The 24,126-nt window shown below is 59.1% G+C and carries 22 protein-coding genes and 1 pseudogene; 15 read left to right on the forward strand and 8 right to left on the reverse strand.

Annotated features, from left to right (window positions below):
• Positions 1–5: 5 nt before the first annotated feature.
• The 10 genes from gspG to RGM3321_RS07830 all read left to right on the forward strand — a co-directional run bounded on the left by gspG (position 6) and on the right by RGM3321_RS07830 (position 7,938).
• Entirely contained in the window at positions 6–437 is a 432-nt protein-coding gene (gene gspG / locus RGM3321_RS07785) for a type II secretion system major pseudopilin GspG (RefSeq protein WP_244392405.1), read from the forward strand.
• Between the two features lie 8 nt (positions 438–445).
• On the forward strand, positions 446–880 hold the full coding sequence (locus RGM3321_RS07790; protein WP_279613934.1) for a prepilin-type N-terminal cleavage/methylation domain-containing protein: 435 nt from the start codon (positions 446–448) through the stop codon (positions 878–880).
• Positions 880–1,251, forward strand: coding sequence for a type II secretion system protein (locus RGM3321_RS07795; protein ID WP_002553961.1), 372 nt, complete (start codon positions 880–882; stop codon positions 1,249–1,251). The genes RGM3321_RS07790 and RGM3321_RS07795 overlap by 1 nt, the downstream gene beginning before the upstream one ends.
• Entirely contained in the window at positions 1,248–1,880 is a 633-nt protein-coding gene (locus RGM3321_RS07800) for a prepilin-type N-terminal cleavage/methylation domain-containing protein (protein WP_244392407.1), read from the forward strand. Before RGM3321_RS07795 ends, RGM3321_RS07800 begins: the two co-directional genes overlap by 4 nt.
• Positions 1,877–2,611 (forward strand): general secretion pathway protein GspK, encoded by a 735-nt coding sequence (locus RGM3321_RS07805; protein ID WP_244392409.1) that lies wholly within the window; start codon positions 1,877–1,879, stop codon positions 2,609–2,611. The genes RGM3321_RS07800 and RGM3321_RS07805 overlap by 4 nt, the downstream gene beginning before the upstream one ends.
• A complete protein-coding gene (locus RGM3321_RS07810; protein WP_244392412.1) occupies positions 2,608–3,705 on the forward strand; it encodes a type II secretion system protein GspL in 1,098 nt (365 codons plus the stop codon). The genes RGM3321_RS07805 and RGM3321_RS07810 overlap by 4 nt, the downstream gene beginning before the upstream one ends.
• Positions 3,680–4,291, forward strand: a complete 612-nt coding sequence (gene gspM / locus RGM3321_RS07815; protein ID WP_003343405.1) for a type II secretion system protein GspM — start codon at positions 3,680–3,682, stop codon at positions 4,289–4,291. Before RGM3321_RS07810 ends, gspM begins: the two co-directional genes overlap by 26 nt.
• The gene (locus tag RGM3321_RS07820; RefSeq protein WP_244392414.1) at positions 4,288–4,818 is read left to right on the forward strand and encodes a type II secretion system protein N; all 531 of its coding nucleotides are present in this window, start codon (positions 4,288–4,290) and stop codon (positions 4,816–4,818) included. The genes gspM and RGM3321_RS07820 overlap by 4 nt, the downstream gene beginning before the upstream one ends.
• Positions 4,818–7,145: a type II secretion system secretin GspD gene (gspD, locus tag RGM3321_RS07825; protein WP_244392416.1), complete on the forward strand. Its 2,328-nt coding sequence runs from the start codon at positions 4,818–4,820 to the stop codon at positions 7,143–7,145. Before RGM3321_RS07820 ends, gspD begins: the two co-directional genes overlap by 1 nt.
• Before the next feature lie 73 nt (positions 7,146–7,218).
• Positions 7,219–7,938: a dienelactone hydrolase family protein gene (locus tag RGM3321_RS07830; RefSeq protein ID WP_244392418.1), complete on the forward strand. Its 720-nt coding sequence runs from the start codon at positions 7,219–7,221 to the stop codon at positions 7,936–7,938.
• A gap of 50 nt (positions 7,939–7,988) precedes the next feature.
• On the opposite strand, the gene RGM3321_RS07835 is transcribed toward RGM3321_RS07830, so the two are convergent.
• Positions 7,989–8,735 carry a hypothetical protein gene (locus tag RGM3321_RS07835; protein WP_244392420.1) on the reverse strand — a complete coding sequence of 249 codons (747 nt, stop codon included), beginning with the start codon at positions 8,733–8,735 and terminating at the stop codon, positions 7,989–7,991.
• Positions 8,736–8,962: 227 nt separating this feature from the next.
• Entirely contained in the window at positions 8,963–10,159 is a 1,197-nt protein-coding gene (locus RGM3321_RS07840; protein WP_244392422.1) for an MFS transporter, read from the reverse strand.
• Positions 10,160–10,405: 246 nt separating this feature from the next.
• On the opposite strand from RGM3321_RS07840, the gene RGM3321_RS07845 reads away from it, so the two are divergent.
• The 5 genes and pseudogenes from RGM3321_RS07845 to RGM3321_RS07865 all read left to right on the forward strand — a co-directional run bounded on the left by RGM3321_RS07845 (position 10,406) and on the right by RGM3321_RS07865 (position 15,275).
• Positions 10,406–11,764 (forward strand): AAA family ATPase, encoded by a 1,359-nt coding sequence (locus RGM3321_RS07845; RefSeq protein WP_244392455.1) that lies wholly within the window; start codon positions 10,406–10,408, stop codon positions 11,762–11,764.
• Positions 11,751–12,143: pseudogene (locus RGM3321_RS07850) on the forward strand (TIGR02646 family protein); the annotation flags it as partial. The gene RGM3321_RS07845 and the pseudogene RGM3321_RS07850, both read left to right, overlap by 14 nt.
• 165 nt (positions 12,144–12,308) lie before the next feature.
• Positions 12,309–13,040 carry a GntR family transcriptional regulator gene (locus RGM3321_RS07855; RefSeq protein ID WP_244392424.1) on the forward strand — a complete coding sequence of 244 codons (732 nt, stop codon included), beginning with the start codon at positions 12,309–12,311 and terminating at the stop codon, positions 13,038–13,040.
• A 50-nt stretch (positions 13,041–13,090) separates the two neighbouring features.
• Positions 13,091–14,377 (forward strand): MFS transporter, encoded by a 1,287-nt coding sequence (locus tag RGM3321_RS07860; RefSeq protein WP_244392426.1) that lies wholly within the window; start codon positions 13,091–13,093, stop codon positions 14,375–14,377.
• Positions 14,378–14,429: 52 nt separating this feature from the next.
• Positions 14,430–15,275 (forward strand): amidohydrolase family protein, encoded by an 846-nt coding sequence (locus RGM3321_RS07865; RefSeq protein ID WP_244392428.1) that lies wholly within the window; start codon positions 14,430–14,432, stop codon positions 15,273–15,275.
• A gap of 4 nt (positions 15,276–15,279) precedes the next feature.
• Here the strand turns inward: RGM3321_RS07865 and RGM3321_RS07870 are convergent, their stop codons facing one another.
• From RGM3321_RS07870 to RGM3321_RS07895, 6 genes are all read right to left on the reverse strand, one after another.
• Positions 15,280–18,318, reverse strand: a complete 3,039-nt coding sequence (locus tag RGM3321_RS07870) for an efflux RND transporter permease subunit (protein WP_244392429.1) — start codon at positions 18,316–18,318, stop codon at positions 15,280–15,282.
• A complete protein-coding gene (locus tag RGM3321_RS07875; protein WP_244392431.1) occupies positions 18,315–19,520 on the reverse strand; it encodes an efflux RND transporter periplasmic adaptor subunit in 1,206 nt (401 codons plus the stop codon). The genes RGM3321_RS07870 and RGM3321_RS07875 overlap by 4 nt, the downstream gene beginning before the upstream one ends.
• A 98-nt stretch (positions 19,521–19,618) precedes the next feature.
• Positions 19,619–20,545, reverse strand: coding sequence for an alpha/beta hydrolase (locus tag RGM3321_RS07880; RefSeq protein ID WP_244392433.1), 927 nt, complete (start codon positions 20,543–20,545; stop codon positions 19,619–19,621).
• Between the two features lie 432 nt (positions 20,546–20,977).
• Positions 20,978–22,375: a HAMP domain-containing sensor histidine kinase gene (locus RGM3321_RS07885; protein ID WP_244392435.1), complete on the reverse strand. Its 1,398-nt coding sequence runs from the start codon at positions 22,373–22,375 to the stop codon at positions 20,978–20,980.
• Positions 22,353–23,036 carry a response regulator transcription factor gene (locus tag RGM3321_RS07890; protein WP_244392436.1) on the reverse strand — a complete coding sequence of 228 codons (684 nt, stop codon included), beginning with the start codon at positions 23,034–23,036 and terminating at the stop codon, positions 22,353–22,355. The genes RGM3321_RS07885 and RGM3321_RS07890 overlap by 23 nt, the downstream gene beginning before the upstream one ends.
• 86 nt (positions 23,037–23,122) lie before the next feature.
• Positions 23,123–24,061, reverse strand: coding sequence for a formate/nitrite transporter family protein (locus RGM3321_RS07895; protein ID WP_244392438.1), 939 nt, complete (start codon positions 24,059–24,061; stop codon positions 23,123–23,125).
• Positions 24,062–24,126: the final 65 nt, after the last annotated feature.

The raw sequence follows: 24,126 nt of genomic DNA on the forward strand, positions 1-24,126 counted from the left end.
CTCCGATGACTTTTAGCCGCACACGCTTCAAACCCGCACGCCGACAGGGCGGTTTCACTTTGCTGGAAATGCTCGCGGTTATCGTCTTGCTGGGCATTGTTGCGACCATCGTCGTGCGCCAGGTAGGCGGCAACGTCGACAAGGGCAAATACGGCGCAGGCAAGGCTCAGTTGGCCAGCCTGGGCATGAAGATCGAAAGCTATGCGCTGGACGTCGGTTCGCCACCCAAGACCTTGCAGCAATTGGCCGAGAGACCGGGTAACGCCTCGAACTGGAACGGCCCTTACGCCAAGCCTTCGGACCTTAAAGACCCGTTCGGCCACGCGTTCGGCTACCGCTTCCCGGGCCAGCACGGCAGCTTCGACCTGATTTTCTACGGCCAGGACGGTCAGCCGGGTGGCGAAGGGTACAGCGCCGACCTGGGCAACTGGGAGTAACGTTCGGCATGAGAACGCCTGTCGCAAGCCGGGGTTTTACCCTCATGGAAATGCTGGTAGTGCTGGTGTTGATGAGCATTGCCGTCGGTCTGGTGGGTTTCGGTCTGCAACAGGGTTTGAGTACCGCCAGTGAGCGACGCGCGGTCGGCGACATGGTCGAGGCGCTCAGGGCAACCAGAGTGCGCGCGATTGTCACCGGTCAGCCTGCACGCACTGAGTTCAATCTGCGCAAGGCGACGCTCAAGGCACCCGGCAAGCGTGAGGTGCACTGGCCTGAAAATCTTCATGTGACCATGCAGACCGCGTCGGATCTCGGCTCGTCCGTGGAGTTCTACCCGGATGGCGGTTCCAGTGGCGGCAACGTGGTTGTCGCCGACGGCGACCGGCGCTGGCGTATTGATATTGGCTGGCTGACCGGTAGCGTTCAGGTACGGTCGCTTTAATGAAAACATCGCAGTCGGGGTTCACCCTGCTGGAGATGCTTGCTGCATTGACCGTTATGGCAGTGTGCAGCGGCGTTCTGCTGGTTGCGTTCGGGCAGAGCGCCCGCTCTCTGCAACAGGTGTCGCGCAGTGACCGGATCAGCCATGCAGCACGCACAATTATGGATCAGGAAAGTGCCGGCCCGCTGGAAAACGGTACGCGTCAGGGAACGCTCGCAGGCATCGACTGGACCCTGGACATCCGTCAACTGTCGGGTGCCAATGGTGAGGCGCGGATGTTTCGCCTCGACCTGATGCTCAGCGAGCACCAGCGCAAGGCGCAGTTCAGTACGCTTAAACTGCGCGGCGCTGTCAGCGGGGCCGGATCATGACCCGCACCCAGCGTGGTTTCACGCTGCTGGAAGTACTGTTGGTGATCAGTCTGTTGGGCGTGCTGCTGGTGTTGGTTGCAGGGGCGCTGCTGGGCGCCAACCGTGCGGTGCTCAAGGCTGAACGTTACACCGTGAACCTGGACGAAGTCCGCGCCGCGCAGGCGTTTCTGCGTAGCTCGATCGGTCAGGCCCTGCCGCTGGATACGTCTGCCGAAGATGACGTCAACAGCGGTTTTTTTGAAGGCTCGGCGCAGCAGTTGCGCTTTGTCGCCACGCTGCCCGGTGAGCTGGGCGGTGGCATACAGGTGCACAGCCTGGAACTTGGAGGGCCGCAAGGCCATCGGTCTTTGCAAGTGTCTTTTGCTCAGGTCCAGTCTGGTGCAAACGGCATTGCCTTGAAACCGTGGGGTGAGCCTCAGGTGTTGTTGCAAAACGTCGAGTCACTGACGTTCAGTTATCGCGGGCTGACCCCCAAGGGCAAGCCGACAGGCTGGATGGCCAAATGGCCCTGGCCGAATCGTTTGCCCGGTGCTGTAAGGATCGATCTGAAGACCAGCGGGGCGGTGAAGTGGGTCCCCGAAGTAGTCGCTTTGCGTCTGGACCTGTCCGGTGGGGCGGGCGGCGAATGAATATAGCCAGTCGACAGCAGCGTGGTGTTGCGCTGCTGGTGGTGCTTTGGGTGCTCGCGCTGTTGAGCCTGCTGCTTGGCGGGCTGGCCGGGTGGGTGCAACTGGAAAGCCGGCAGGCACTCTGGTTGCGCCAGAACACTCAGGCACTGATGGCCGCCGAAGCTGGCATGAATATGGCTGTGCAGGGTTTGCTTGATCCTGCGCAGCGCAAACGCTGGATTGCCGATGGGCGTCTGGTGTCGTTACGGATGGATGATACGCAGTTGCTCGTCAGCATCAGGAGCGAGCGCGGCAAGCTGGACCTCAACAGCGCGCCAGTGGCGGATATATCGCGGCTGTTGCAGGCCTGCGGCGCGGCTAAGAATCAGGCCAGCGTTATTGCCCAGGTGCTGGAAGAGCAGCGCAACGGCGGTCAGTCACCGTTGCGGGTTGTTGAGGAAGTACGCCAGCTGCCGGGCATGAGTCAGGCGCTGTATGCCCGGCTGTTGCCGGAAATAACATTATGGAGCGGCCTCGATCGGCCCGACCCGGCATTCGCTTCGGCGTTGCTGCGACGGGCCTTGAACCTGCCGAACCAAAGCGCGGTCGGGGCCGATCCAGGTGAAGTGCTGGCCATCGACAGCCGCGCAGAAAGACCGGGCGGTGTAATTGCCCTGTTACAAACCACTGTTTTATTGAGCCCATCGGAGGGAGGCGCACAGCCCTACAGGGTGTTGCGTTGGCAAGAATGAATTCATCAGTTTCTGCACGTCTGGCGCCTGTTTACGCGTTACGCGAACAGGTCGCCCGGCAGTGGCGTGGCAGTCCGGCGCAACACGGTTGGCAATGGTGGGTCGCGGAGCTTCGCGCCTGCCTGCCGCCGCGTGTGCGTCGCTGGCTGGGCCGCGAGACCCTGGAGCAGGCGCACGTCTGGCCGCTGGTCGAGCCGCTGCCCGATGCATCGCCTCAGGCACGACGTGTGTTGTTGCTGCCGGCGTCGGCGGTGCTGGTGCAGCCCCTGCAACTGCCGGCTGCCGCAGCGCGTAATCTGTCGACCGTCGTCGGTTACGAGCTGGACCGCTTCACCCCGTTCGACGCTGGCCAGTTGTATTTTGTGGCCCGTCAGGACAGTCGCAGCGCGAGCTTTGTGCAGGTCACACTGGTGGCGATATTGCGCGAGCGGCTGGACGCGATACTCAGCGAGTGCGCCGAGCGCGGTTTGCGTCCCGATGCGGTAGATGTCGTCGCTGACATGGGTACTGCCGGCATGGATACTGCCGGGCAGCGCATGGGCATCGACCTGTTGCCGATGCCACTGCGCCCGCAGCAATCGCACTCCGGTCATCGTTTGCAGCGCTGGCTGATCTGGCTGTGTGCCGGTTTGCTGCTGAGCGCCATGCTGCTGTGGCTGAATGACCGGCAGAGCCTGCTCGATGACATGCAGGCCAGCGTCCAGGCGCAGAAGGCCCAGGTGGGTGAGATTCAACAGCTGCGCCAGCAATTGACCAACACGCTGGGCGCAGCCAATTACCTGATCCGCCGCAAGGCTGCGCAACCGCCGTTGTCGGCGCTGCTCAGCGAATTGACCGCTTGCCTGCCTTCGGACACCTGGATCGAGCACCTGGAAATCAGTGACAGCGCCGAAGTCGCGTTTTCCGGGCAAAGCGCCAAGGCCAGTGCCCTGATCGGCCGCGTCAAGGATTGCCACAGTCTGGACAACGCGCAGTTTCAGGGCGTGATCCAGCCGGACACCAAGACCGGCAAGGATCAGTATTCACTGCGTGCGCATTTGCACCAGAACCAGCATCAGGAGAACGCCGATGCGCCGTCCACTGACAAGCCGTGAGCGGCGGGGCGCGGCCCTGATGATTCTTGCCCTGGTGCTGTGCCTGGCTTACTGGCTGTTGATCGACAGTTGGTTCGCCGGCCCCTTGCGCGACATCAACGAGCAGACCGACCAGTTGCGCGAACAACAGCAGCGTTACGCCGGCCTGTTGCAGCAGGGCGATTCTTTGCGCGAGCAACTGGAACAGGCTCGCCGCGATCCGGCCAGCAGCACAAGTTTGCTGCCGGGCGAAGATCCCAGTGCCGTTGCCGCCGATCTGATGCAGCGTATTGCCGACCTGATCAGCAGCCAGGCCAGTACCGGTGGCGGCTGCGAGCTGACCCAGCGCATGCCGATTACGCCAGAGCAGGACAGCGCCGAGCCGTATCGGCAGGTCAAGGTCAGCCTGACCCTGAACTGCGCCATCGAACCGCTGACGGCCATCCTGCATGCGCTGGAGTACCAGCGCCCGTTTCTGTTCATTGACGAGATGAGTATGCGTCGCGATGCCAATGCTCCGGCCAGCGGTGCTGCCGGCAAACTGGTGGTGCACCTGCTGGTGCGCGGCTACCTGCAACCGGCCAGCGCCGGGGAGGGTGAGCAATGATCGGTTCCTTACGCCCGATGGAGTGGTCGCTATTGGCTCTGGCCGCGCTGCTGGCGGGGCTGATCGCCCTGATTTTCAGCGGCGCTGCGCACTCGCCCGACTGGCTGCCGGAGCAGGCACCGCGCAACCCGATCGATCAGAAGGCGCAGACCCACAATGCGCCGTCGGCGACACTGGACAGCCTGGCCAATACCTGGAAAACCCCGCTGTTCAGTCCTGACCGCAGCCCGGATGTAGCTGTTCGCAAAGCCGACGCGCAGGCCACCAGCCTGGCCGGGCTGACCCTGACCGGGGTGATCATGGACGGCTCGCTACGTGTCGCACTGATTAAACAAGCCAGCGGTCCGGCGTTGAAGATCCGTCAGGGCGATCGCCTGCCCAACGGCTGGACGCTGGACCGCCTGGAGCCTACCCAGGCCACCTTTCAACTCGATGGTCGTACGCAAATGCTGCGCCTGCCCGCGTTGCGTCTGCCGCCACCGTCGAGTACACCGCCGATTACCTTAACCAACGATTCCACCCTGTGATGGGTACCTTTTCTGGAGTTCCTGCCATCGCTACCTTGCGCACACCCTTGCTTTGCCTGGCTACCGCCGTCGCCCTAGGCGGCTGCGCGTCAAAGCCCGACACTCTCGATCCCGACAATGGCATGCTGCAGGAAGCGCTCCAGGGAACCGGTTCACAACGCCCGCCGGTAGACCCGCGCAGCGAACGACCGCCAGTCGAGCCACCTTCACAGCAACCGGCGAGCTCGCCGCAGCGCCAGATCATCAGGGGCAACCAGCGTTTCATCCGCCAGCCCGCTGCTGCTCCGGCGGCGCGTCCGGCCGAAACCGGTGACATCGTCTTCAACTTCACCAATCAGCCGATTCAGGCGGTGATCAACAGCATCATGGGCGATCTGCTGCACGAGAATTACAGCATTGCCCAGGGTGTGAAGGGCGATGTGAGCTTCTCGACCTCCAAGCCGGTCAACAAGCAGCAAGCGTTATCGATTCTCGAAACGTTGCTGTCCTGGACCGACAACGCAATGATCAAGCAGGGCAATCGTTATGTGATCCTGCCCTCGAATCAGGCCGTGGCCGGCAAGCTGGTGCCGGAAATGCCGGTGGCGCAACCGTCGCCGGGCATGTCGGCGCGGCTGTTTCCGTTGCGCTACATCTCTGCGACCGAAATGCAGAAGCTGCTCAAGCCGTTCGCTCGGGAAAACGCATTCCTGCTGGTTGATCCGGCGCGCAATGTACTGAGCCTGGCGGGTACGCCCGAAGAACTGGCCAACTATCAGGACACCATCGACACGTTTGATGTGGACTGGCTCAAAGGCATGTCGGTCGGCGTATTCGGCCTGCAACGTGCCTCGGTCGGCGAGCTGATGCCCGAGCTGCAGAAAATGTTCGGCCCGGAGAGCGGCATGCCGCTGGCGGGCATGGTGCGTTTCCTGCCTATCGAGCGGACCAACTCGGTGGTGGCGATTTCGTCGCAGCCTGAATACCTGCGCGAAGTCGGCGAGTGGATTCATACCATCGATGAAGGCGGCGGTAACGAGCCGCAGATGTACGTGTACGACGTGCGCAACATGAAAGCCACCGACCTGGCCAAATACCTGCGGCAGATCTACGGGTCGGGTGCCATCAAGGAAGATTCGGCAGCCAAGGTTGCGCCAGGGCTGCGCACCACCACCTTGTCATCGCTCAACTCCAATGGCGGTAGCGGTGTCGGCGGCATGAGCAGTTCCAACGGCCTGGGCAGCAACGGCGGTGGCATGAGCAATGGCGGCGGCTTTGGCAACAGCCAGGGCATGAACAACAGCCAGAACAGTAGCGACAGTGAATCCGAGGGCGACGATCAGAGCGGCGGTGAATCGGATTCGGCCAGCCAGGAGGGTGGAGCAGCGAACGGCAACAGCAAGTCTCTGGACGCCAGCACGCGCATCACTGCGCAGAAGAGCAGCAACCAGTTGCTGGTGCGCACCCGTCCGGCGCAGTGGAAGGAAATCGAGTCGGCGATCAAGCGCCTCGACAATCCACCGCTGCAAGTACAAATCGAGACGCGCATTCTGGAGGTCTCGCTGACGGGTGAGCTGGACATGGGCGTGCAGTGGTATCTGGGACGCCTTGCGGGGAATTCGGGCACAACCGGCAACGTCACCAATACGGCAGGCAGCCAGGGTGCGATTGGTACAGGCGGGGCTGCGCTGGGTGCTACTGACGCGTTCTTCTACTCCTTCGTCAGCAACAACCTGCAGGTCGCCTTGCGGGCGCTGGAAACCAATGGCCGCACCCAGGTCCTGTCGGCGCCGTCGCTGGTAGTAATGAACAACCAGCAGGCGCAGATTCAGGTCGGCGACAACATCCCGATCAGCCAGACCTCGATCAACACCAACACCTCCACCAACACCACATTGAGCAGCGTCGAATATGTGCAGACTGGCGTGATTCTCGATGTCGTGCCGCGCATCAATCCGGGCGGCCTGGTGTACATGGACATTCAGCAGCAGGTCAGTAGCGCCGACACCAATTCCAGTACCAGCGACGCCAACGGTAACCCGCGTATCTCCACGCGCTCGGTAGCCACGCAAGTGGCCGCGCAGAGTGGCCAGACCGTGCTGCTGGGCGGTTTGATCAAGCAGGACAACGCCGAGACGGTCAACGCCGTACCTTACCTGGGACGCATCCCGGGCTTGAGATGGTTGTTCGGCAATACCAGCAAGTCCAAGGGCCGTACCGAGCTGATCGTGCTGATAACGCCTCGGGTCATCACCAGCAGTAGCCAGGCGCGTCAGGTGACGGATGATTACCGTCAGCAGATGCAGTTGATCAAGCCGGAAGTTTCGCGGACCAGCATGCAGAACTGAGGCTATGTCAGTTTCTGCTTCCGCACCCACTCACGACGCTGCTTGCGGGCAGCGTCAAACAGAGGTCATGAACATGCTGAAAATCTTCGCTGTCTTGCTATTTGCCTTTACCGCAATGGCACAGGCGCAGGACACCTTGCACACCGATCTGCCGCTGGATTACCTGGCGCAGACCAATGTCGACAAGCCCGACCAGCCTCTGGTGATTTTCATCCACGGTTACGGCAGCAATGCCGCCGACCTGTTCGGGCTCAAGGAAGAGCTTCCGGCCGACTACAACTATGTGTCGGTACAAGCGCCAATGGAGTTGCGCGCCGACAGTTACAAGTGGTTCACCCAGAAACCGGGCGTGCCTGACTACGATGGCGTGACTGAAGACCTCAAGAGCAGCGGCAAGCAACTGAGCGCATTCATCACCCAGGCCACCGGCAAGTTCCACACGCAGCCGGGCAAGGTGTTTCTGGTCGGGTTCAGTCAGGGCGCGATGATGAGCTACGAAGTCGCCCTGCGTCAGCCGAAGCTGGTAGGGGGGATTGCGGCGTTGAGCGGGCGGTTGTTGCCGGTGGTGCAGTCCGAGGTCAAAGCCTCTGATGACCTCAAGCGCCTGAACGTCTTCATCGGTCACGGGGTACAGGATCGCCAGGTGGCCTACGCCAGCGGCCCGCAAGCCGAAGCCACGCTGAAGTCGCTCGGCCTGACACCGCAATTTCATGGGTATGAAGGGCTGGGGCATAGCATCAACGAAGCCGAGGTCATTGACCTGGCCAACTGGCTGCAGCAGTCAGTCCGGTAGCGAATACGTGCGTCGTCATACTCAAGACGACGACGCACCCTCTTTGCTAGTTAATTGACCTTGACCTCGTTGAACTTGAGCACGTTGTCCTTGTTCTCGCGATCACGGAAGGTCAGCTTCAAAGCAGGTGACTGCTTGACCCGGCCCTTGGCCGCTTCAAAGATCAGCGTCACGCGGGTAGGGACGTTACGGATCAACTGGAAGCTGTCCCAGCGGTCGTATTTCGCATCGCCGACACGCAGTTGCGAAAGGCCCAGCGCGCCGCCGGTTTCTTCGAACAGGCTGATCGGGTTCAGGAAACGGAAGTCGCGGTCTGTACTTTTGTTGGTCAGCTCCAGCATGCAGGTAGGCGACTGGCCATTCTGATCACAACCCAGCAACTCCATACTCACGTTGTCGACTGTCTCGGAGCGTTTACCGAACAGGTTGGCGCTTTCGTTCTCGGTGAACAGTGTCTGACCGCGGGCGAAATCGACCGAAGGTTTAGCGTATTCGCCGCCGAGTTTGAAGAACACCGCGCAGAGAAACAGTGACAGCGCCAGCCACACGCCGAGCTTGAGCGGAGATGGAAGCTTTCTGGCCATGATTGCGATATACAGCCCGCTTATCACCATACCGGTGCCGACGATAATGACCAATGTCTTCCAGTTGATGAAGTCAATACTGAGGCCGAGAACGGCCGGGTCCGGGAAAAGGTAAGTGAAGATGCTCCAGATAGCCCCGATCATGCCGCTGATGCCTAGCGATATCTTGGCGAAAATCGCGGAAATTTTGCTTGTTCGTGGTGCTGCGTCCATTGCTGTTTTGCCTTGTTCGGGTTGCGCAAGTGCGTACCGATGCGCTTGAAAAGCAGTATCGGCGGATTCGGGGCCTTGGGATGAGGCGTCTGTACAATCCGTGTTCAATCGCGCAGATCCAGAGGTGCCGGATACGCGAGCCTTGAGGTGCGAGAGAGAGCCAGAAGGGCGATGGGCCATGCCATCGCCGCGGCATTATCCTGCAAATCAGTTACAAAGTGCAGCGTTTACGCATTCTGCCTGGATCGATCCCTGAGCAGCGCCAGCAAGGCGGTCAGTGGCAGCACCGTGCCTGCGATCAGCACCCAGGTCCAGCCACCATGATCAAACAACGGACTGGCCACCGCCGAGCCAATCGCGCCGCCGATGAAAATACTGGTCATGTACAGCGCGTTGAGCCGGCTGCGGCTCGCGGCATCCAGTGCATAGACGGTGCGCTGGCCCAACACCATGCTGGTCTGCACGCAGAAATCCAGCACCACGCCCGTTACCGCCAGGCCTGTCACGCTGTAGGCAGGATGAATAAGACCCGGAAGAAAGCTCAGTGCACCGAACAGAAGCGCGCCCAAGGACGCGATACGGGTGTAACCGGCGTCTGCCAGACGGCCGCTGATGGGGGCCGCAATCGCACCAATTGCGCCGATCAGGGCAAAGATCGCGATCTGGGTCTGCGACAGCCCGTGATTGCGTGACAACTCCAGAGGCACGGCGGTCCAGAAAAGACTGAACGTTGCGAACATGCACGCTTGATAAAAGGCACGCTGGCGCAGCACCGGTTGGGTGCGCAAGAGCGTCCAGAGCGAGAACAGCAACTGGCCGTAGGATGCACGATGATCCGGAACGCGTTTGGGCATGGTCGTTGCGAGTACCACACTGATGCCGATCATCACCACGGCCGCCGCCCCGAACACTGCGCGCCAGCCGAAATGGTCAGCCACCAGACTGGCAATCGGCCGCGCCAGCAAAATCCCCAGCAACAGCCCGCCCATGATTCCGCCCACCACTCTGCCGCGGGATTCTTCCGGTGCCAGATGCGCCGCTAGCGGGATCAGCATCTGCACCGACACCGAACTGAAACCCACCAGCAGCGACACCAGCAGAAACAGATTCGGCTGCTCGGCAAACGCGGCGCCCAGCAGGCTGAGCACCGCAACCGCCGTGGTGATCAGCATCAGTCTGCGGTTCTCCAGCAAATCACCCAGTGGCACCAGAAAGAACAAGCCCAGCGCGTAACCGATCTGCGTCAACGAAACGATCAGGCTGGCCGCCTTACTCGACAGCCCGATGTCCGGGGCAATCAGCTCGATGATCGGCTGCGCATAGTAGATGTTGGCGACAATCGCGCCGCAGCAGAAGGCAAACAGCATGACCATGGCCGGGGTCATGCTCACGGCTTTGTGCGCCGCATGGGACGAGTGGGGCATGAAGATTCTCGCTTGAGCGTAAACCTGGCAGACACGCGAGGCGCATCTGTCAGGCGGGTTTTTGACTGATGGCAAGCAGGCTAACGGTTTTGTCGGGGATTAAGTAGGTGCGGCGAGTTGATACAGGATATTTCCGGGAATGATGATTTGATGTAAGTCGTTTTATGGCGAGGTCTTCACGGAGCGTGCAGGAGTGCCATAATGCCGACCGCATTGTGTTCTGGATCAATCCCCTCAGGGACCTTCATGGAAATCAAAAGCTTCAGGCTCGTTAATGTGGGGCGTTTCAGCGATCTTGAAGTCGCTTTGGCGCCTACCGAAAGACACGCGTCGAAGGTGACCGTGCTGGTCGGCAATAATGGGGCGGGGAAGACTACGCTGCTCAAGTCTGTCGCTACATCATTGAGCTGGCTGGTGGCGAGAGTCAGAACACCGAAAGGTGCTGGCAGTCGTATCGATGAGGGTATGGTTCAGAACGGTGCCGCTACATCCTCGATTACCATTCGGATAGAGGATGTGTTGATTTCGGATGACGAGATCAATCCACTTGAAACTGAATGGGGAATAACCGCTACTCGGAAAGGCCGAAACGCCACCTCATCCACAGTATTAAGCGAGCTCAACAGACTTGCAGATGGCTATCGCTCAAAGTTGACTGAAAAAAGTGATACGTCTCTTCCTCTTCTGGCTTTCTACCCCGTCGAGCGCTCTGTCATCGAGATACCGCTCAAAGTCCACGCCAGACATACCTTTGATCAACTCGACGGCTACGACAACGCCTTGGGGCGTGGCGTGGATTTTCGCCGCTTTTTCGAGTGGTTTCGGGAGCGTGAAGACAGCGAGAATGAAACGGGTATCTCGACAGAGTTGCTGAATGAGCTGTCTCAAAAGATCTTGATTGATACAGAGCTCTGGAAAGTGCTGACCAGGGAGCATGCCTCTTCACGTGACCGTCAGCTGACTGCGGTCAGAACTGCGGTTGAGGCGTTCATGCCAGGCTTCACAAAACTGCGTGTCAAGCGTAAGCCGCGCTTGCACATGGCTATTGATAAAGACGGCAAGACGCTAAACGTATCCCAGCTGTCCCAAGGCGAAAAATCGATGATGGCGCTCGTCGGCGACATCGCCAGACGCCTGGCCATGATGAACCCGGTGCTGGAAAACCCATTACACGGCAATGGCATCGTCCTGATCGACGAAGTTGATCTGCACTTGCATCCCAAATGGCAGCGCAGTCTCATCGCCCAACTCACTACAACGTTCCCCAATTGCCAGTTCCTCTTGACCACGCATTCGCCGTTGGTCATCAGCGACAGCAAGGATGTGCTGGTGTACGTCATGGACGATGGCGAGTTACATGAGCAGGACAGTCTTTATGGCCTTGATGCCAATCAGGTGCTGTCGAGTATCATGGACACCGATATTCGAAATGAAGTGATTCAAACAGCCCTGGATAAACTGCAGCACTTTTTGATGAGAGGAGAGCTCGATGAAGCTCGTACTCTCTACGCAGGGTTGGCTGACGAGTTACCTGCAGATCACATCGAACTGGCGAAAGCTTCGCTGCTGATTCGCAAGCTGGAAGTGCGCCGTGAGAAAGATTGAAAAGGGATCTCTCGCGGTGCTGGAAAAATGGAAGCGAGCGAACAAGGGAAAGAAATACGCCGACCTGGTGGGGCGTGAAGATATCAAGGATGCCATTCGCCACGCCTGTGTCACTGAGCAGCATGGCTTGTGCGCCTATTGCTGCTGCAGGATCACCACAGAGAAAGGCAGTGCCTGCAATAAACATGTTGAAGCGCAGCATCTAGCACCGCATCGCACTATGGATTTCGGCAACATTGTCGCGAGCTGCACTAACGCCAAGCGATTTGACAAGGCTCATGGCCGTCAGCTTTTGCCGCTTACGCCGCTGATGATCGAATGTGAAAAAGAGCTGCAGTTTGAGCTTTCGGGTCTGGTGGCAGGCACCACGCCTCGGGCGTGCGCAAGTATTCGTCAGCGTTGACCAAGGCTATTTCCGCACCACCAAGGACCTTTTGAGTTCATATCCCCGATCTGACGTCCTGACTATCGGTCCTTGACGCCCAACAGCGACGTGCCAATAATTCGCTCAAATATTCATATATATGACTGGATAACTACAACAATGAACAAGCTCTCCAGCGACGAACGCCTTCCGCTTTATCAACGCCTGCGCGACAGTCTGGCCGAACAGATTGCCAATAATCGCTGGCGTCCGGGTGAGGCGATTCCTACCGAAGCTGCGCTGTCGGCTGAGTATTGCTTGTCCACTGGCACCGTGCGCAAGGCCATTGATCTGCTGGTCAGCGACAACGTTCTGGAGCGCCAGCAGGGGCGTGGCACGTTTATTCGGCGTGCCCGGTTTCAGTCGTCACTGTTCCGTTTTTTCCGTTTTCAGACCGAAGCGGGTGAGCGCCGTGTGCCGGAAAGCCGAATTTTATCGATAGAGCCTGTGGCAGCGCCTTCATCGGTCAGCCAGGCACTGGGCCTGGTGTCCGGTGCGCCGGTCATTCGGATGATCCGGCTGCGCTTGCTGGATGGTCAGCCGGTGCTGGCTGAAGAAATCTGGCTGCCTCGGATCCGCTTCCAGGCGTTGCTGGATCTGGACCTCGATACCCAGGGGCCGTTGCTTTATCCGATCTATGAAGAGGCCTGCGGTCAGGTTGTGGCTTATGCGCAAGAGAGCCTGACGGCTGAAGCGGTCAACGATGTGTACGGCCGGTTGCTGCAGGTTTCGGCCGGCAGCCCGGTAGTGGTCATCGAACGACTGGCGCGCAATTACGCCGGTGAACCTCTGGAGTGGCGACGTTCACGAGGGCACGCCAGCCATTTCCGCTACAGCGTGGAAATTCGCTGAGCGCACTGCAATCACTCCGACTCATTCAACGCTCATAAGGATAGGAAGCCATGTTCAACTGGTATCGCGAAGTCACTCCCAAGGAGCGCAAGACCTTCTGGGCCTGTTTCGGCGGCTGGTCGCTGGACGCTCTGGAGGTGCAGATGTTCGGTCTGGCCATTCCGGCCCTGATTGCCGCCTTTGCCCTGACCAAAGGCGACGCAGGACTGATCAGCGCCGTGACGTTGGTGACGTCGGCACTGGGTGGCTGGGTCGGCGGAACGTTGTCGGATCGCTATGGCCGGGTTCGCACGTTGCAATGGATGATCCTGTTGTTTTCCTTCTTCACCTTTCTGTCTGCCTTCGTGACCGGCTTCAATCAGTTGCTGATCGTCAAGGCGCTGCAGGGTTTTGGTATCGGCGGTGAGTGGGCGGCGGGCGCGGTGTTAATGGCCGAAACGATCCAGTCGCGCTACCGCGGCAAGGTCATGGCAACGGTGCAAAGCGCCTGGGCTGTCGGCTGGGGGCTGGCGGTGGTGCTGTTCACCCTGATCTATTCGTTTGTGCCGGAGGACATTGCCTGGCGGGTAATGTTTTTCGTCGGCCTGCTGCCAGCACTGATGATTATCTGGGTGCGCCGCAATGTCGAGGAGCCGGACAGCTTCCAGCGCATGCAGAAAAATGCTGCGCCGAAGGGTAATTTCTTCAAGTCGATGGCCGGAATCTTTCGCCCCGAATTATTGCGCGTCACCTTGCTCGGCGGCTTGCTGGGTCTTGGTGCGCACGGCGGTTACCACGCGGTCATGACGTGGCTGCCCACCTTTCTGAAAACCGAACGCAACCTGTCAGTGCTCAGCTCCGGTGGCTACCTGGCGGTCATTATCGTTGCATTCTGGTGCGGTTGCGTATGCAGCGGTCTGTTGATCGACCGCATTGGTCGACGCAAGAACATCATGCTGTTCGCGCTGTGCTGCGTGGTCACGGTGCAGTGCTATCTGATGCTGCCGCTGAGCAACACGCAAATGCTGTTTCTCGGCTTCCCGCTGGGGTTCTTCGCCGCTGGCATTCCGGCCAGTCTGGGTTCGTTTTTCAACGAGTTGTACCCGGCAGACGTACGTGGGGCAGGGGTTGGCTTTTGCTACAACTTCGGGCGCGTATTGTCGGCGGTATTCCCCTTTCTGGTGGGCCATATGAGTGAATCGATGTCGCTGGGCACTGCCATCGGCATCGATGCCGGTATTGCCTATGGCATGGCGATGGTGGCTGCTTTCTGTCTGCCCGAAACCCGTGGGCGCAATCTTGAGGCCACGCCGGTTGTTGCCGACCCGCTGGATAAGGGCGCGGCGCAGCAGGCTTGAATATCCTTTCTCCCGCGGTGTTACGGCACCGCGCTGACTTATAGATGAACTCATGACCGACTCCTGTACCACGCCAATTCTGGGCATTGATGCCCATGCTCATGTCTTCAGCAAGGATTTGAGTCTGACGTCAGGACGACGTTACAGCCCGGACTACGATGCCACTGTGCAAGCGTATCTGGCCCACCTGCACGAACATGGTTTGAGTCATGGCGTACTGGTGCAGCCTAGTTTTCTGGGCACCGATAACCGGTTTCTGTTCGACGCCCTGGCACAGGCCCCTGATCGGTTGCGTGGCGTGGCGGTGGTCGATACCGATATCAGTCGTGGCGCCTTGCAGCGTATGGCCGGGCTGGGCATTGTCGGTATTCGCCTGAACCTCATCGGCAGGGCGTTGCCTGACTTCACTGCACCTGAATGGAAGTCGTTGTTCAAGAACGTCTGGACCCTTGGCTGGCATATTGAACTGCACCGTGAGGTTGCCGACTTGCCGGGGCTGATCCGGCAGTTGCTGCCATTCGGTTGCAAGATTGTGATCGACCATTTTGGTCGACCCGATGCGCGCCTTGGTATCGATGACCCGGCATTCCAGGCATTGCTGGAGTTGGGTTTGAGCGGGCAGTTGTGGATGAAAGTCTCGGCAATCTATCGACTGGGCGGCAGTACCGAACAGAATGCGGCGTTTGCTCACGCTGCATTGCCTATGCTGCTGCAAAGCTTTGGTCCGCGCCGGTTGGTATGGGGCAGCGACTGGCCACACACCCAGCATGAACAAGCGGTCAGTTACGCCAGTGTGGTCGAGCAGTTCCGGGCGCTTGAATGCCCGGAACCGCTCAAAAACATGTTGCTGGTCGAGGCTCCTCAGGCGTTGTTTGATTTTCTGCCAATCGAAATCTGATCCGCTAAGCCGCAGGCGGCCTGATCCTGTAGCTGACCACATACAGCGCAGGCAGAAAAAACAACGTCAGTAAGGTGGCAATGGCGATACCGCCGATCATGGCGATCGCCATAGGGCCCCAGAACACCTCGCGGGCAATCGGGATCATGCCCAGGCTTGCAGCTGCTGCGGTCAGCAGAATCGGCCGGCAGCGATGTTCGGTGGCCTTGACCACCGATGTCCAGGCACTCTCACCGGCAGCGATGAACTCGTCGATCTGTGTGACCAGAATCACCGAATTGCGAATAATGATGCCGATCAGCGCCAGCACACCAAGAATCGCGACGAAGCCCAGCGGGTAGCCGGATATCAATAACGCTGCGACCACGCCAATCAGCCCGAGCGGCACTACGCTGACCACCAGTAGAAGTTTTTTGACACTGTGCAGCTGGATCATCAAAAAGCTCACCACCAGCAGCAACATCAGTGGCACGACCTTCAATATGGGCCCTTGCGAGCGGGCGCTGGCCTCGACCGCACCACCGGTAGCCAGCGAATAACGCAGTGGCAGGCGGGCGCTGAAGGCGTCGACTTCCGGTTTCAATTGCCTGACCAGAGCGGCCGGTTGCAATTTTCCGAGCACGCTGGCTTTCAGGGTAATGGTCGCTAGCCGGTCGCGACGCCAGACCAGTGGCTGTTCCTGCTCGTAGCTGAGCGTGGCGAACGCCAGCAGCGGCACGCTCGCGCCATTGGGTGTCGGGATCTGCAGGTTGCCGAGGCTTTGTACCGAGCTGCGCTCATCGTTTTCTGCGCGCGCGACCAGGTCGATCAGGTAGGTACTGTCGCGCACCTGCGTGATGGTCGTTCCGCTGACCATACTGTTGAGGATTTGCGCCACGTCTTCCGAAGACAGGCCGAATTGACGCACCTTGTCCTGCGCGATATCAATCTTCAGTACTTTGCCCGGCTCGTTCCAGTCATAGATGACCTGGCCGATGTTCGGGTTGGCGTCGAGGATGGCCGCCAGTGCCATCGCCTTGCTGCGCACCTGTTCGATGTCCGGGCCGCTGACCCGGTATTGCACCGGCCAGCCCACTGGCGGCCCCATATTCAGTGGTTGGACGTAGCCGCCCACTCCGACATAATCGTCACGAAAGCGCTGGCGCAGACGCTCGATCAGACGATCACGCGCTGCACCGCCCTGGCTGACGATCACCAGTTGCCCATAAAAGGGATTGCTCAATTGCTGATCCAGCGGCAGGTAGAAACGCACCGCACCTTTGCCCACATAGGAACTCCAGCGCAGCACATCGGGATCGTCCTTGAGGGTGGCCTCAAAGCGATCCATGGTCTGGCGTGTACCTTCGATGGAGCCATTTTGCGGCATATAGATATCCACCAGGATTTCCGGGCGGTCGGAGTCCGGAAAGAACTGGTTCTGCAGCAGCCTGGCCGCAAACAGCGAGCCGATGAACATCAGCAATGTGATGCCGATCACCCACCAGCGGTGCTCCAGTGTCTTGACCAGCAGGCCGCTGAAGCCGCGCATCCAGCGCCCCGGCGCCGCATGCGGCGCCGACGCCTTGAGGATGTGCACGCCAATCAGTGGCGCAAACAGCACCGCCACCAGCCAGGACAGCAACAGCGCCACTGCGATGACAGCGAACATGGTGAACACGTATTCGCCCGCTGAACTGGAATTCAGGCCGATGGGCACGAAACCGGCAACAGTCACCAGCGTGCCGGTCAGCATCGGGAAGGCCGTCGAGGTATAGGCAAAGGTCGCGGCCTGCGGTAACGAATCGCCGCTTTCCAGGCGGGTCACCATCATTTCGACGGTAATCATGGCGTCATCCACCAACAGGCCCAGGGCGATGATCAGCGCGCCCAACGAGATGCGCTGCATGGTGATGCCGCTGTACTCCATGAACACGAAGACCAGCGCCAGCACCAGCGGAATCGAACAGGCCACCACCAGACCTGCGCGAATGCCGAGGCTGATGAAGCTCACGACGAGCACAATCAGGATTGCTTCAAAGAGTGCATGGGTGAAGCCGCCGATAGCTTTTTCAACCACGTCGGCCTGGCTGGACACCAGATGCACGTCGATGCCCGATGGTAGCTCGGTGGTCAACTGGTCGATGCGCTGCTGCAACTGCGTACCGAACGCCTGAATGTTGCCGCCTTGTTTCATGGCCACCGCAAGCCCGATGGCCGGTTGGCCATTGAAACGGAACAGCGAGGAGGGCGGGTCGGCGTAGCGGCGTTCGATGGTCGCCAGATCGCTGAGGCGAAAGAACCGCTCGCCGAAGCGCAGGTTGACGGCCTCAAGGTCCTTTTCACTGCTGAACTGACCGCTGGCGCGCACGGCAATGCGTTCCGGGCCTGCCTCAATCACCCCAGCAGGCGTTACCGAGTTTTGCGCTTGCAGGCTTTGCAGTACCTGGCGCTGATCGATGCCCAGCGCCGCGAGCTTACGGATCGAGAAATTCAGATAAATGACTTCGCGCTGTGCGCCGAGCAGCTCGATCTTGCCCAGGTTGGGTACGCTGCGGATGTCGGTGCGCACTTGCTCGACGTAATCACGCAGTTGGCGGAAAGACAGGCCATCACCGCTGAACGCATAGATACTGCCGAACACGTCACCAAACTCATCGTTGAATGCAGGACCCTGAATGCCGCTGGGCAATTCGCTGCGTACATCGCTGATCTTCTTGCGCACCTGATACCACGCTGCCGGGATGTCGGCGCTGCGGGTCTCGCTTTTGAGAAAGACAAAAAGCGTTGATTCGCCGGCCAGCGTGTAGCTTTTCACGTAATCCAGCGCGTCGATTTCTTCGAGCTTCTTTTCCAGCCGGTCGGTGACCTGTTGCAAGGTGTCGGGCAACGTAGCGCCCGGCCAACGCGCCTGAATGACCATGGTCTTGATGGCAAAGGAAGGATCTTCCTCGCGGCCCAGATTCAGAAACGACCAACTGCCCATCAGCAGTGAAACGAACATCATGTACCAGACCAGCGTGCGATGCCTGAGCCCCCAAGCCGACAGATTGAAGCGTTCCCTCACAAACTGACCTCTCGCTGCATACGTGCTTTCTGTCCAGACTGCATGCCGTTGACGCCGGCAGTCATCACTTCGGCCACCTCGACCTGTAGCCCCGGATAGAGAAACTGCAGCCCTCGGGAAACCAACCGATCGCCCTCGGACAGCCCCTCGGAAACGATCACTTGACCTTGTTCATAGCGCAGCACGTTGACCCGCGTCAGCTTGACCCTGGCCTGAGCGTCCACCTGCCAGACTGCCGGTTGACCCTTGGCGCGACTCAGCGCCGACCAGGGCAGGGCGAACGCCCGTTGCGACCGAACCTGCAGGCGGGCGCTGACCACTGAGCCGAGCGCAGGCGCAGCGGCGACTTTCGGCAGCGCAACGCGCACTCGCAACGTGCCGTTTGCGGCGGAAACGATGGGCGTGATTTCCCTGATGATGCCGGTCCACTGAATGCCCTGCTGAGCAATAGGGCTGATGATCACCGTGGTGCCTGTCTGATCGGAGCGCAGCAGCGATTCATACACGGAAAATACCGCTTCGCGTTCGCCATCGTGAGCAACACTGAACACCGGCGCGGCGGCCTGGACCACCTGACCTTCTTCGGCATGCCGTGCAGTGATGACGCCATCGGCTACTGCGAGCAGTTCGGTGTAACCGACTTGATCACGTGCGTTGGACTGTTGAGCTTGCAGCGCTGCCAATTCAGCGCGCGCACTCTCAAGGCCGGAGTGTGCCTTCTGGTATTCACTGAGGTTGGTATAGCCCTTGGGCAGCAGCACTTGCTGATGCTGGTAATTTTGTTCGGCGAGGTATAACCGCGACTGTCGCATGGCCACTTCGGCATTGGCCGACGCCAGTTCGTTCTTCTGTTCTTGCGGGTCCAGCCTGGCAAGCACTTGCCCGGCACGCACGCGGTCCCCGACATCGACATAGCGTTTGATCAGCTTGCCCGACACGCGAAACGCTTGCTCGGTCACTTTGCGCGCCTGGATATCGCCTGTCAGCGTCACACTGCTTGAGACGTCCACCAAGGCAGCTGGCTGCACCTCGACTCGCACCAGCGCCTTTTCTGCAGGTTTTCCTGCGGAGCAAGCGCTGAGCGAGAGCAGTGAAATGAACCCCAGCACCAGGCCGGACTGAACAGGTATGAAGTGCGATGGCCGGACATTTCCGGTAGCACGGCAGTACCAACGCAAACGCGTTGCAAAGGGAAAAGTCATCAACGAATAGCACTGCCCGATCAAAGAAACCAACTCCGGTGAATCACTGCGTCACGCCGGAAAAGCTGAACGGCTTCCCGGGCGCAGGCGAGCGTGCTTCAGGCCATCGCGGTGACGCTTGGCCACACCTGTTGAGTGGTTTCAGTGCCCAGGAAAGTCAGTGCGGTGCGTTGCGAGTGGTGCCACGCCGCCTTGCTCTCAAGGTCCAGAAAGTGCCCGGTGTCCGGAACTACGTTGAAACTGCTTTTGGCGATGTAGTTGGAAAACATCCGCGCATCTTCAACGGTGGTGTATTCATCTTTTTCACCGTTGATGAACAGCACCGGAATCTTGATCGAGGAGAAACGCTCGACATAGTTAGTGGCGCTTAGTTTGCGAATCTGGCTGATGTGAAAATCGATCTGGCGATATTCGTGTTCGGCAAGGCTGATCAGGTGCTTGTAGTTATAAAGTTTGAACAGGCGCGGCAGGTACTTGCCCACGGTGTCATTGAGCAGTGAGCCGATCTTGCGCTTCTCGCGTGCGGCGAGGTAGATCTGGGCGTTGTCGATGTAGTCGAGCATGGCCTCGTTGAGGACCGGCGAGAACGAACTGATGATCGCCTTTTCCACGGATGGCGGGCATTCGGCAAGGGCCAGCAGGGCCGATACACCGCCCCAGGACACCGACAGCAGGTGGTTCACCTGGTAGAGGTCGATCAACTGCAGCAGGATATTTACTTCATCTTCCTTGCTGACAATCATGTCGTCCGGGTTGTGGGCTCGGGACTGCCCCGAAAACGGCAGGTCGAATAGTACAAGGTTGTAGTGCGGTTGCAGGTACTTGACGGTCTGCCCGAAAGAGCCGGTGGTCGATAACGCACCGTTGACCAGCAAGATGGTCTTGGCCTCGCTGCCTTTCCAGTAAGTCTCGGTGTAAACCTTGTACTGACCTACGCTTAAAATCTTTGATTGTGCGCCCATAACAGCCTCCCAGCCGATGTTGATCCAACTAATTAGTACAGCGTTCTCTGCTCTGGCAGCCATGTCAAAGCCTCGCCTTGTTAGTGGCGAAATCCGGTGAGTTATTATTTTGGGTGCAGCCAAGCGGTGCAGCAGGAACCTCGTTTGCCCGGTTATAGATAGCGCAGTGCCAGTGCAGCGACAAGGCGCTGACGTCATAAAAATGTCTATTCGTTCACATTTCGCCCAGGAGGCGAAGAACCGCCATCTGCTCGATGGGGTGATTTATTCGGGGAAAACCGTCATATAACGCCAGAAAAGCGCATTTATTGAGCGGAACTTGTGAGCGCTGAAACGGTCAAGCTGTGTCGATTATTGAAGCATATTGTTACAATTTAGCGCTTGGCAGACTGCGCCAGATAACTATCGAAAGCTCTGGAACCACTGAGGCAGACGCTTCAATCTCGTCAAAAAGCAGGCGCGCAGCGTCTTACGGAAGGGGGTCGTGACTGAATCTCAGGCGAGGGTGTTTACGGTGCGACATTCCAGCAACAAGCTTGCGCCGCCGTATTCGCTGATGCCTATCTGCAGCGTAAAGCCATGCAGATTGACGATGGCCGCGACTACGGAAAGACCGAGCCCGAAACCGCTCTGTTCAGTGCCGGTTTCGCTGCGATAGAAGCGCTGGAAGACGGCTGCGCGCTCGGCGACGGGGATGCCGGGCCCGGAATCCTGTACTTCGATGCATGGCGTGAGGCCGTCGCTTGAGGGGTAGGCGCTGATTTTCACGATCCCGCCGGAAGGGGTGAACTTGATTGCATTTCCCAGCAGGTTGGTCAGCGCTTCAAACAGCAGGGCTCGGTCGCCTACCAGTGTGGGTAACGTGTCGTGCAGGTCCAGCAGCAGGGTGATCTGGTCTTCTTCGGCCAGCGGCAGGTAGAAATCATGCAGTTCCTGCAGCAGTGGTTGCAGCTCCAGCTCAACGAACGCCGAGCGTCGCTGGCGGTCTTCCAGTTCCGAAATACGCAGCAGCCCACGGAAACGCGCCATCAGCGTGTCTGCTTCGCTGATGACCTGGGCAATCTGGGTAAAGTGGGGCGAATCGTGCGCTGATTGCTGCTGAATGCGATAAAGCTGAGCGCGCAGCCGGGTCAGTGGCGTGCGTAGGTCATGGGCGATATTGTCGCAGACGCCCTTGACCTCGTTCATGAGCTTTTCGATACGGTCGAGCATGGCGTTGACGATCACCGCCAGCATGTCCAGCTCATCACGTCTGTTCGAGACCGGCAGCCGGCCGGCCATGTCGCCGGCGATGATTGATTCGGCGCTGGCCTGAATGGCGCGTATGCGGCGCAACGGGCGGCGGCGCAGCAAATGCCAGCCGGCGACCCCGGGAATAATGGTCAGTGAGATGCCCCACAGCAAGGCGTGCAGGATCAGGGTGCTGACGGCAAGCAACGAGCCATTCTCGCGCACCAGTACCAGCCAGCGCCCGTCGGACGTTCGGTTGACTATCGCATCACAGCTGCCTTGCGGCAGGCCCGGGTCATCCGATTCGATGCAGTCGCTCAGTACATGGATCTGGCCGTCGATGGGCAGATTTTTCGGCACGCGAGTGATAGGGCCTGCCACGGGACGAAAGTTGCGGTCGAACAGGCCGTAGGCGTCCACTGCGCGCGTATCGAAGGTCATGCTGGTGGCCAGAGCATCAACCAGTGCCTGACCTTCAAAGCGCGAAAACAGCTGCTGGCGGTGAGTGAGTGACTGGCGGGCGAGGTTGTCCAGGTAGGAGTTGACCTCCCAGTAGAGAACGCCCAGCAGCATCACGCTCCACGCGACAAACAGGGAACTGTATAGTGCCAGTAATCGGCTTGTTGAAGATCGCCAGCCCTTAGACGGGTTCGGCAATAACATAACCTGAACCTCGCACGGTCTGGATCAGCTGTGCGGTGCCAGGTTGGTCTATCTTCTTGCGCAGACGGCCGATGTGTACGTCGATCAGGTTGGTACCCGGATCAAAATGATAGCCCCAGACTTCCTGGAAAATCATCATGCGGGTGATGATCTGGCCGCTGTTGCGCATCAGGAATTCCAGCAGCTTGAACTCGGTGGGCAGCAGAATCAGCGGCTCACCACCACGGCAGGCTTCGCGGCTGATCAGGTTCAGTTCCAGGTCAGCGACATGCAACACTGTCTTGCCGGCGCTGACCGGGTTGCTGCGGCGCAGGAGCACTTCGACACGCGCCGCCATTTCGTCGGAAGCAAACGGTTTGGGCAGATAATCATCCCCACCTGCGCGCAGCCCGCGCACCCTCTCGTCGACGTCGGAAAGGGCGCTGATCATCAGGATTGGCGTGGAGATACCCTGGGCGCGCAAATGAGTGACGATGGTCAGACCATCCATCTCCGGAAGCATGCGGTCCAGAGTAATCAAGTCATAGTCGCCGCTGACTGCACGTGCAAGACCGTCACGGCCGTTGTCCACCCAGTCCACTTCCAGTCCGTGGTTGCTGAGTTCGGTCACGATTTCCTTTGCTGTGATGGCATCATCTTCGATTGCCAGAATTCGGGTCATGGTCCCTGCCTGAATAAGTGCGTTCAAAAACTCATTCTGCCTTTAAAAGCCACCGCGCTTCCTGAAAGAAAGTTTAATGATAGGGATCATATGTCATTCCGCATGCTGATATCAGCGTCCTTGAGCTCTTGCTGCTGCTTTTCGCGGCGGTTTTTTTCTGCCTTGTTCTGACGATCGCGTTCCAGTTTGGCGGTCGTGTCTTTTTCGCTGCGGATCTGTGCGTGGCTGATCAAGGCAAAGATAAAGCTGCCACCAATGATATTGCCTGCCAATGTAGGAGCGGCAAAGGTAAACCAGAAATCCTTCCAGCCCAGTTCTCCGGCAAACACCAGATAGGACACTTCGGCCGAGCCGACGACAATGTGCGTGAAGTCCCCGAGCGCCATCAGGTACGTGATCAGAATGATAATGGCGATCTTGGCATTTTCCATGGACGCGATCATCCACACCATGGTCGCGATCATCCAGCCGGACACGATGCCTTTGGAAAACATCTGACTGACGTCGTTTTCCATGACCTTGTGGCCAATCTCCAGAAATGCCTTGTCTGTGCTGGTGTCGAAAATCGGCAGATTGAGCATGACATAGGCCACCAGCAGCGTCCCAGCGAGGTTGCCCGCCAGTACCACACCCCATAGCCGGAACAATCGACCGATATTGGCCAGGTTCAACTTGCTCATGATCGGCAGCACGGCGGTAATAGTGTTTTCAGTGAACAATTGCTGACGCGCCAGGATGACCGCGAGAAACCCGGCCGAATAGCCAAGGCTGCTGATGACGTGACTGCCGGGTATGCCTTCCAGTCGAGACTTGAACAGCCCCATCGCCATCAACGACAGGCCCATGGTCAGCCCGGCCGCGAGTGCCGACCACCACAGGGCGGCAACACTGCGCTCCAGTTCGTGATCGCCCTGAATACGGATGGTTTCGTGTAACGCCGCCGCGCGGGGCGGCTGGTTTTCATCAATCTCGCGCTCTTCCTCGGCTGACAGGCCGGGGGTCTTGCCGTCTACTTCGTGATCCATACAACATCCTCAGCGCCAGTGATGAAATGGACCGGCACGGGCATTGCCGGTCCGATGGTTCAGAC

Source organism: Pseudomonas sp. RGM 3321, from assembly GCF_022836805.1.
GTDB lineage: Bacteria > Pseudomonadota > Gammaproteobacteria > Pseudomonadales > Pseudomonadaceae > Aquipseudomonas.

Coding starts and splice junctions, on each gene's coding strand:
- gspG (WP_244392405.1), top strand. CDS start 6: ATGACTTTTAGCCGCACACGCTTCAAACCCGCACGCCGACAGGGCGGT.
- RGM3321_RS07790 (WP_279613934.1), top strand. CDS start 446: ATGAGAACGCCTGTCGCAAGCCGGGGTTTTACCCTCATGGAAATGCTG.
- RGM3321_RS07795 (WP_002553961.1), top strand. CDS start 880: ATGAAAACATCGCAGTCGGGGTTCACCCTGCTGGAGATGCTTGCTGCA.
- RGM3321_RS07800 (WP_244392407.1), top strand. CDS start 1,248: ATGACCCGCACCCAGCGTGGTTTCACGCTGCTGGAAGTACTGTTGGTG.
- RGM3321_RS07805 (WP_244392409.1), top strand. CDS start 1,877: ATGAATATAGCCAGTCGACAGCAGCGTGGTGTTGCGCTGCTGGTGGTG.
- RGM3321_RS07810 (WP_244392412.1), top strand. CDS start 2,608: ATGAATTCATCAGTTTCTGCACGTCTGGCGCCTGTTTACGCGTTACGC.
- gspM (WP_003343405.1), top strand. CDS start 3,680: ATGCGCCGTCCACTGACAAGCCGTGAGCGGCGGGGCGCGGCCCTGATG.
- RGM3321_RS07820 (WP_244392414.1), top strand. CDS start 4,288: ATGATCGGTTCCTTACGCCCGATGGAGTGGTCGCTATTGGCTCTGGCC.
- gspD (WP_244392416.1), top strand. CDS start 4,818: ATGGGTACCTTTTCTGGAGTTCCTGCCATCGCTACCTTGCGCACACCC.
- RGM3321_RS07830 (WP_244392418.1), top strand. CDS start 7,219: ATGCTGAAAATCTTCGCTGTCTTGCTATTTGCCTTTACCGCAATGGCA.
- RGM3321_RS07835 (WP_244392420.1), bottom strand. CDS start 8,735: ATGGACGCAGCACCACGAACAAGCAAAATTTCCGCGATTTTCGCCAAG.
- RGM3321_RS07840 (WP_244392422.1), bottom strand. CDS start 10,159: ATGCCCCACTCGTCCCATGCGGCGCACAAAGCCGTGAGCATGACCCCG.
- RGM3321_RS07845 (WP_244392455.1), top strand. CDS start 10,406: ATGGAAATCAAAAGCTTCAGGCTCGTTAATGTGGGGCGTTTCAGCGAT.
- RGM3321_RS07855 (WP_244392424.1), top strand. CDS start 12,309: ATGAACAAGCTCTCCAGCGACGAACGCCTTCCGCTTTATCAACGCCTG.
- RGM3321_RS07860 (WP_244392426.1), top strand. CDS start 13,091: ATGTTCAACTGGTATCGCGAAGTCACTCCCAAGGAGCGCAAGACCTTC.
- RGM3321_RS07865 (WP_244392428.1), top strand. CDS start 14,430: ATGACCGACTCCTGTACCACGCCAATTCTGGGCATTGATGCCCATGCT.
- RGM3321_RS07875 (WP_244392431.1), bottom strand. CDS start 19,520: ATGACTTTTCCCTTTGCAACGCGTTTGCGTTGGTACTGCCGTGCTACC.
- RGM3321_RS07880 (WP_244392433.1), bottom strand. CDS start 20,545: ATGGCTGCCAGAGCAGAGAACGCTGTACTAATTAGTTGGATCAACATC.
- RGM3321_RS07885 (WP_244392435.1), bottom strand. CDS start 22,375: ATGTTATTGCCGAACCCGTCTAAGGGCTGGCGATCTTCAACAAGCCGA.
- RGM3321_RS07890 (WP_244392436.1), bottom strand. CDS start 23,036: ATGACCCGAATTCTGGCAATCGAAGATGATGCCATCACAGCAAAGGAA.
- RGM3321_RS07895 (WP_244392438.1), bottom strand. CDS start 24,061: ATGGATCACGAAGTAGACGGCAAGACCCCCGGCCTGTCAGCCGAGGAA.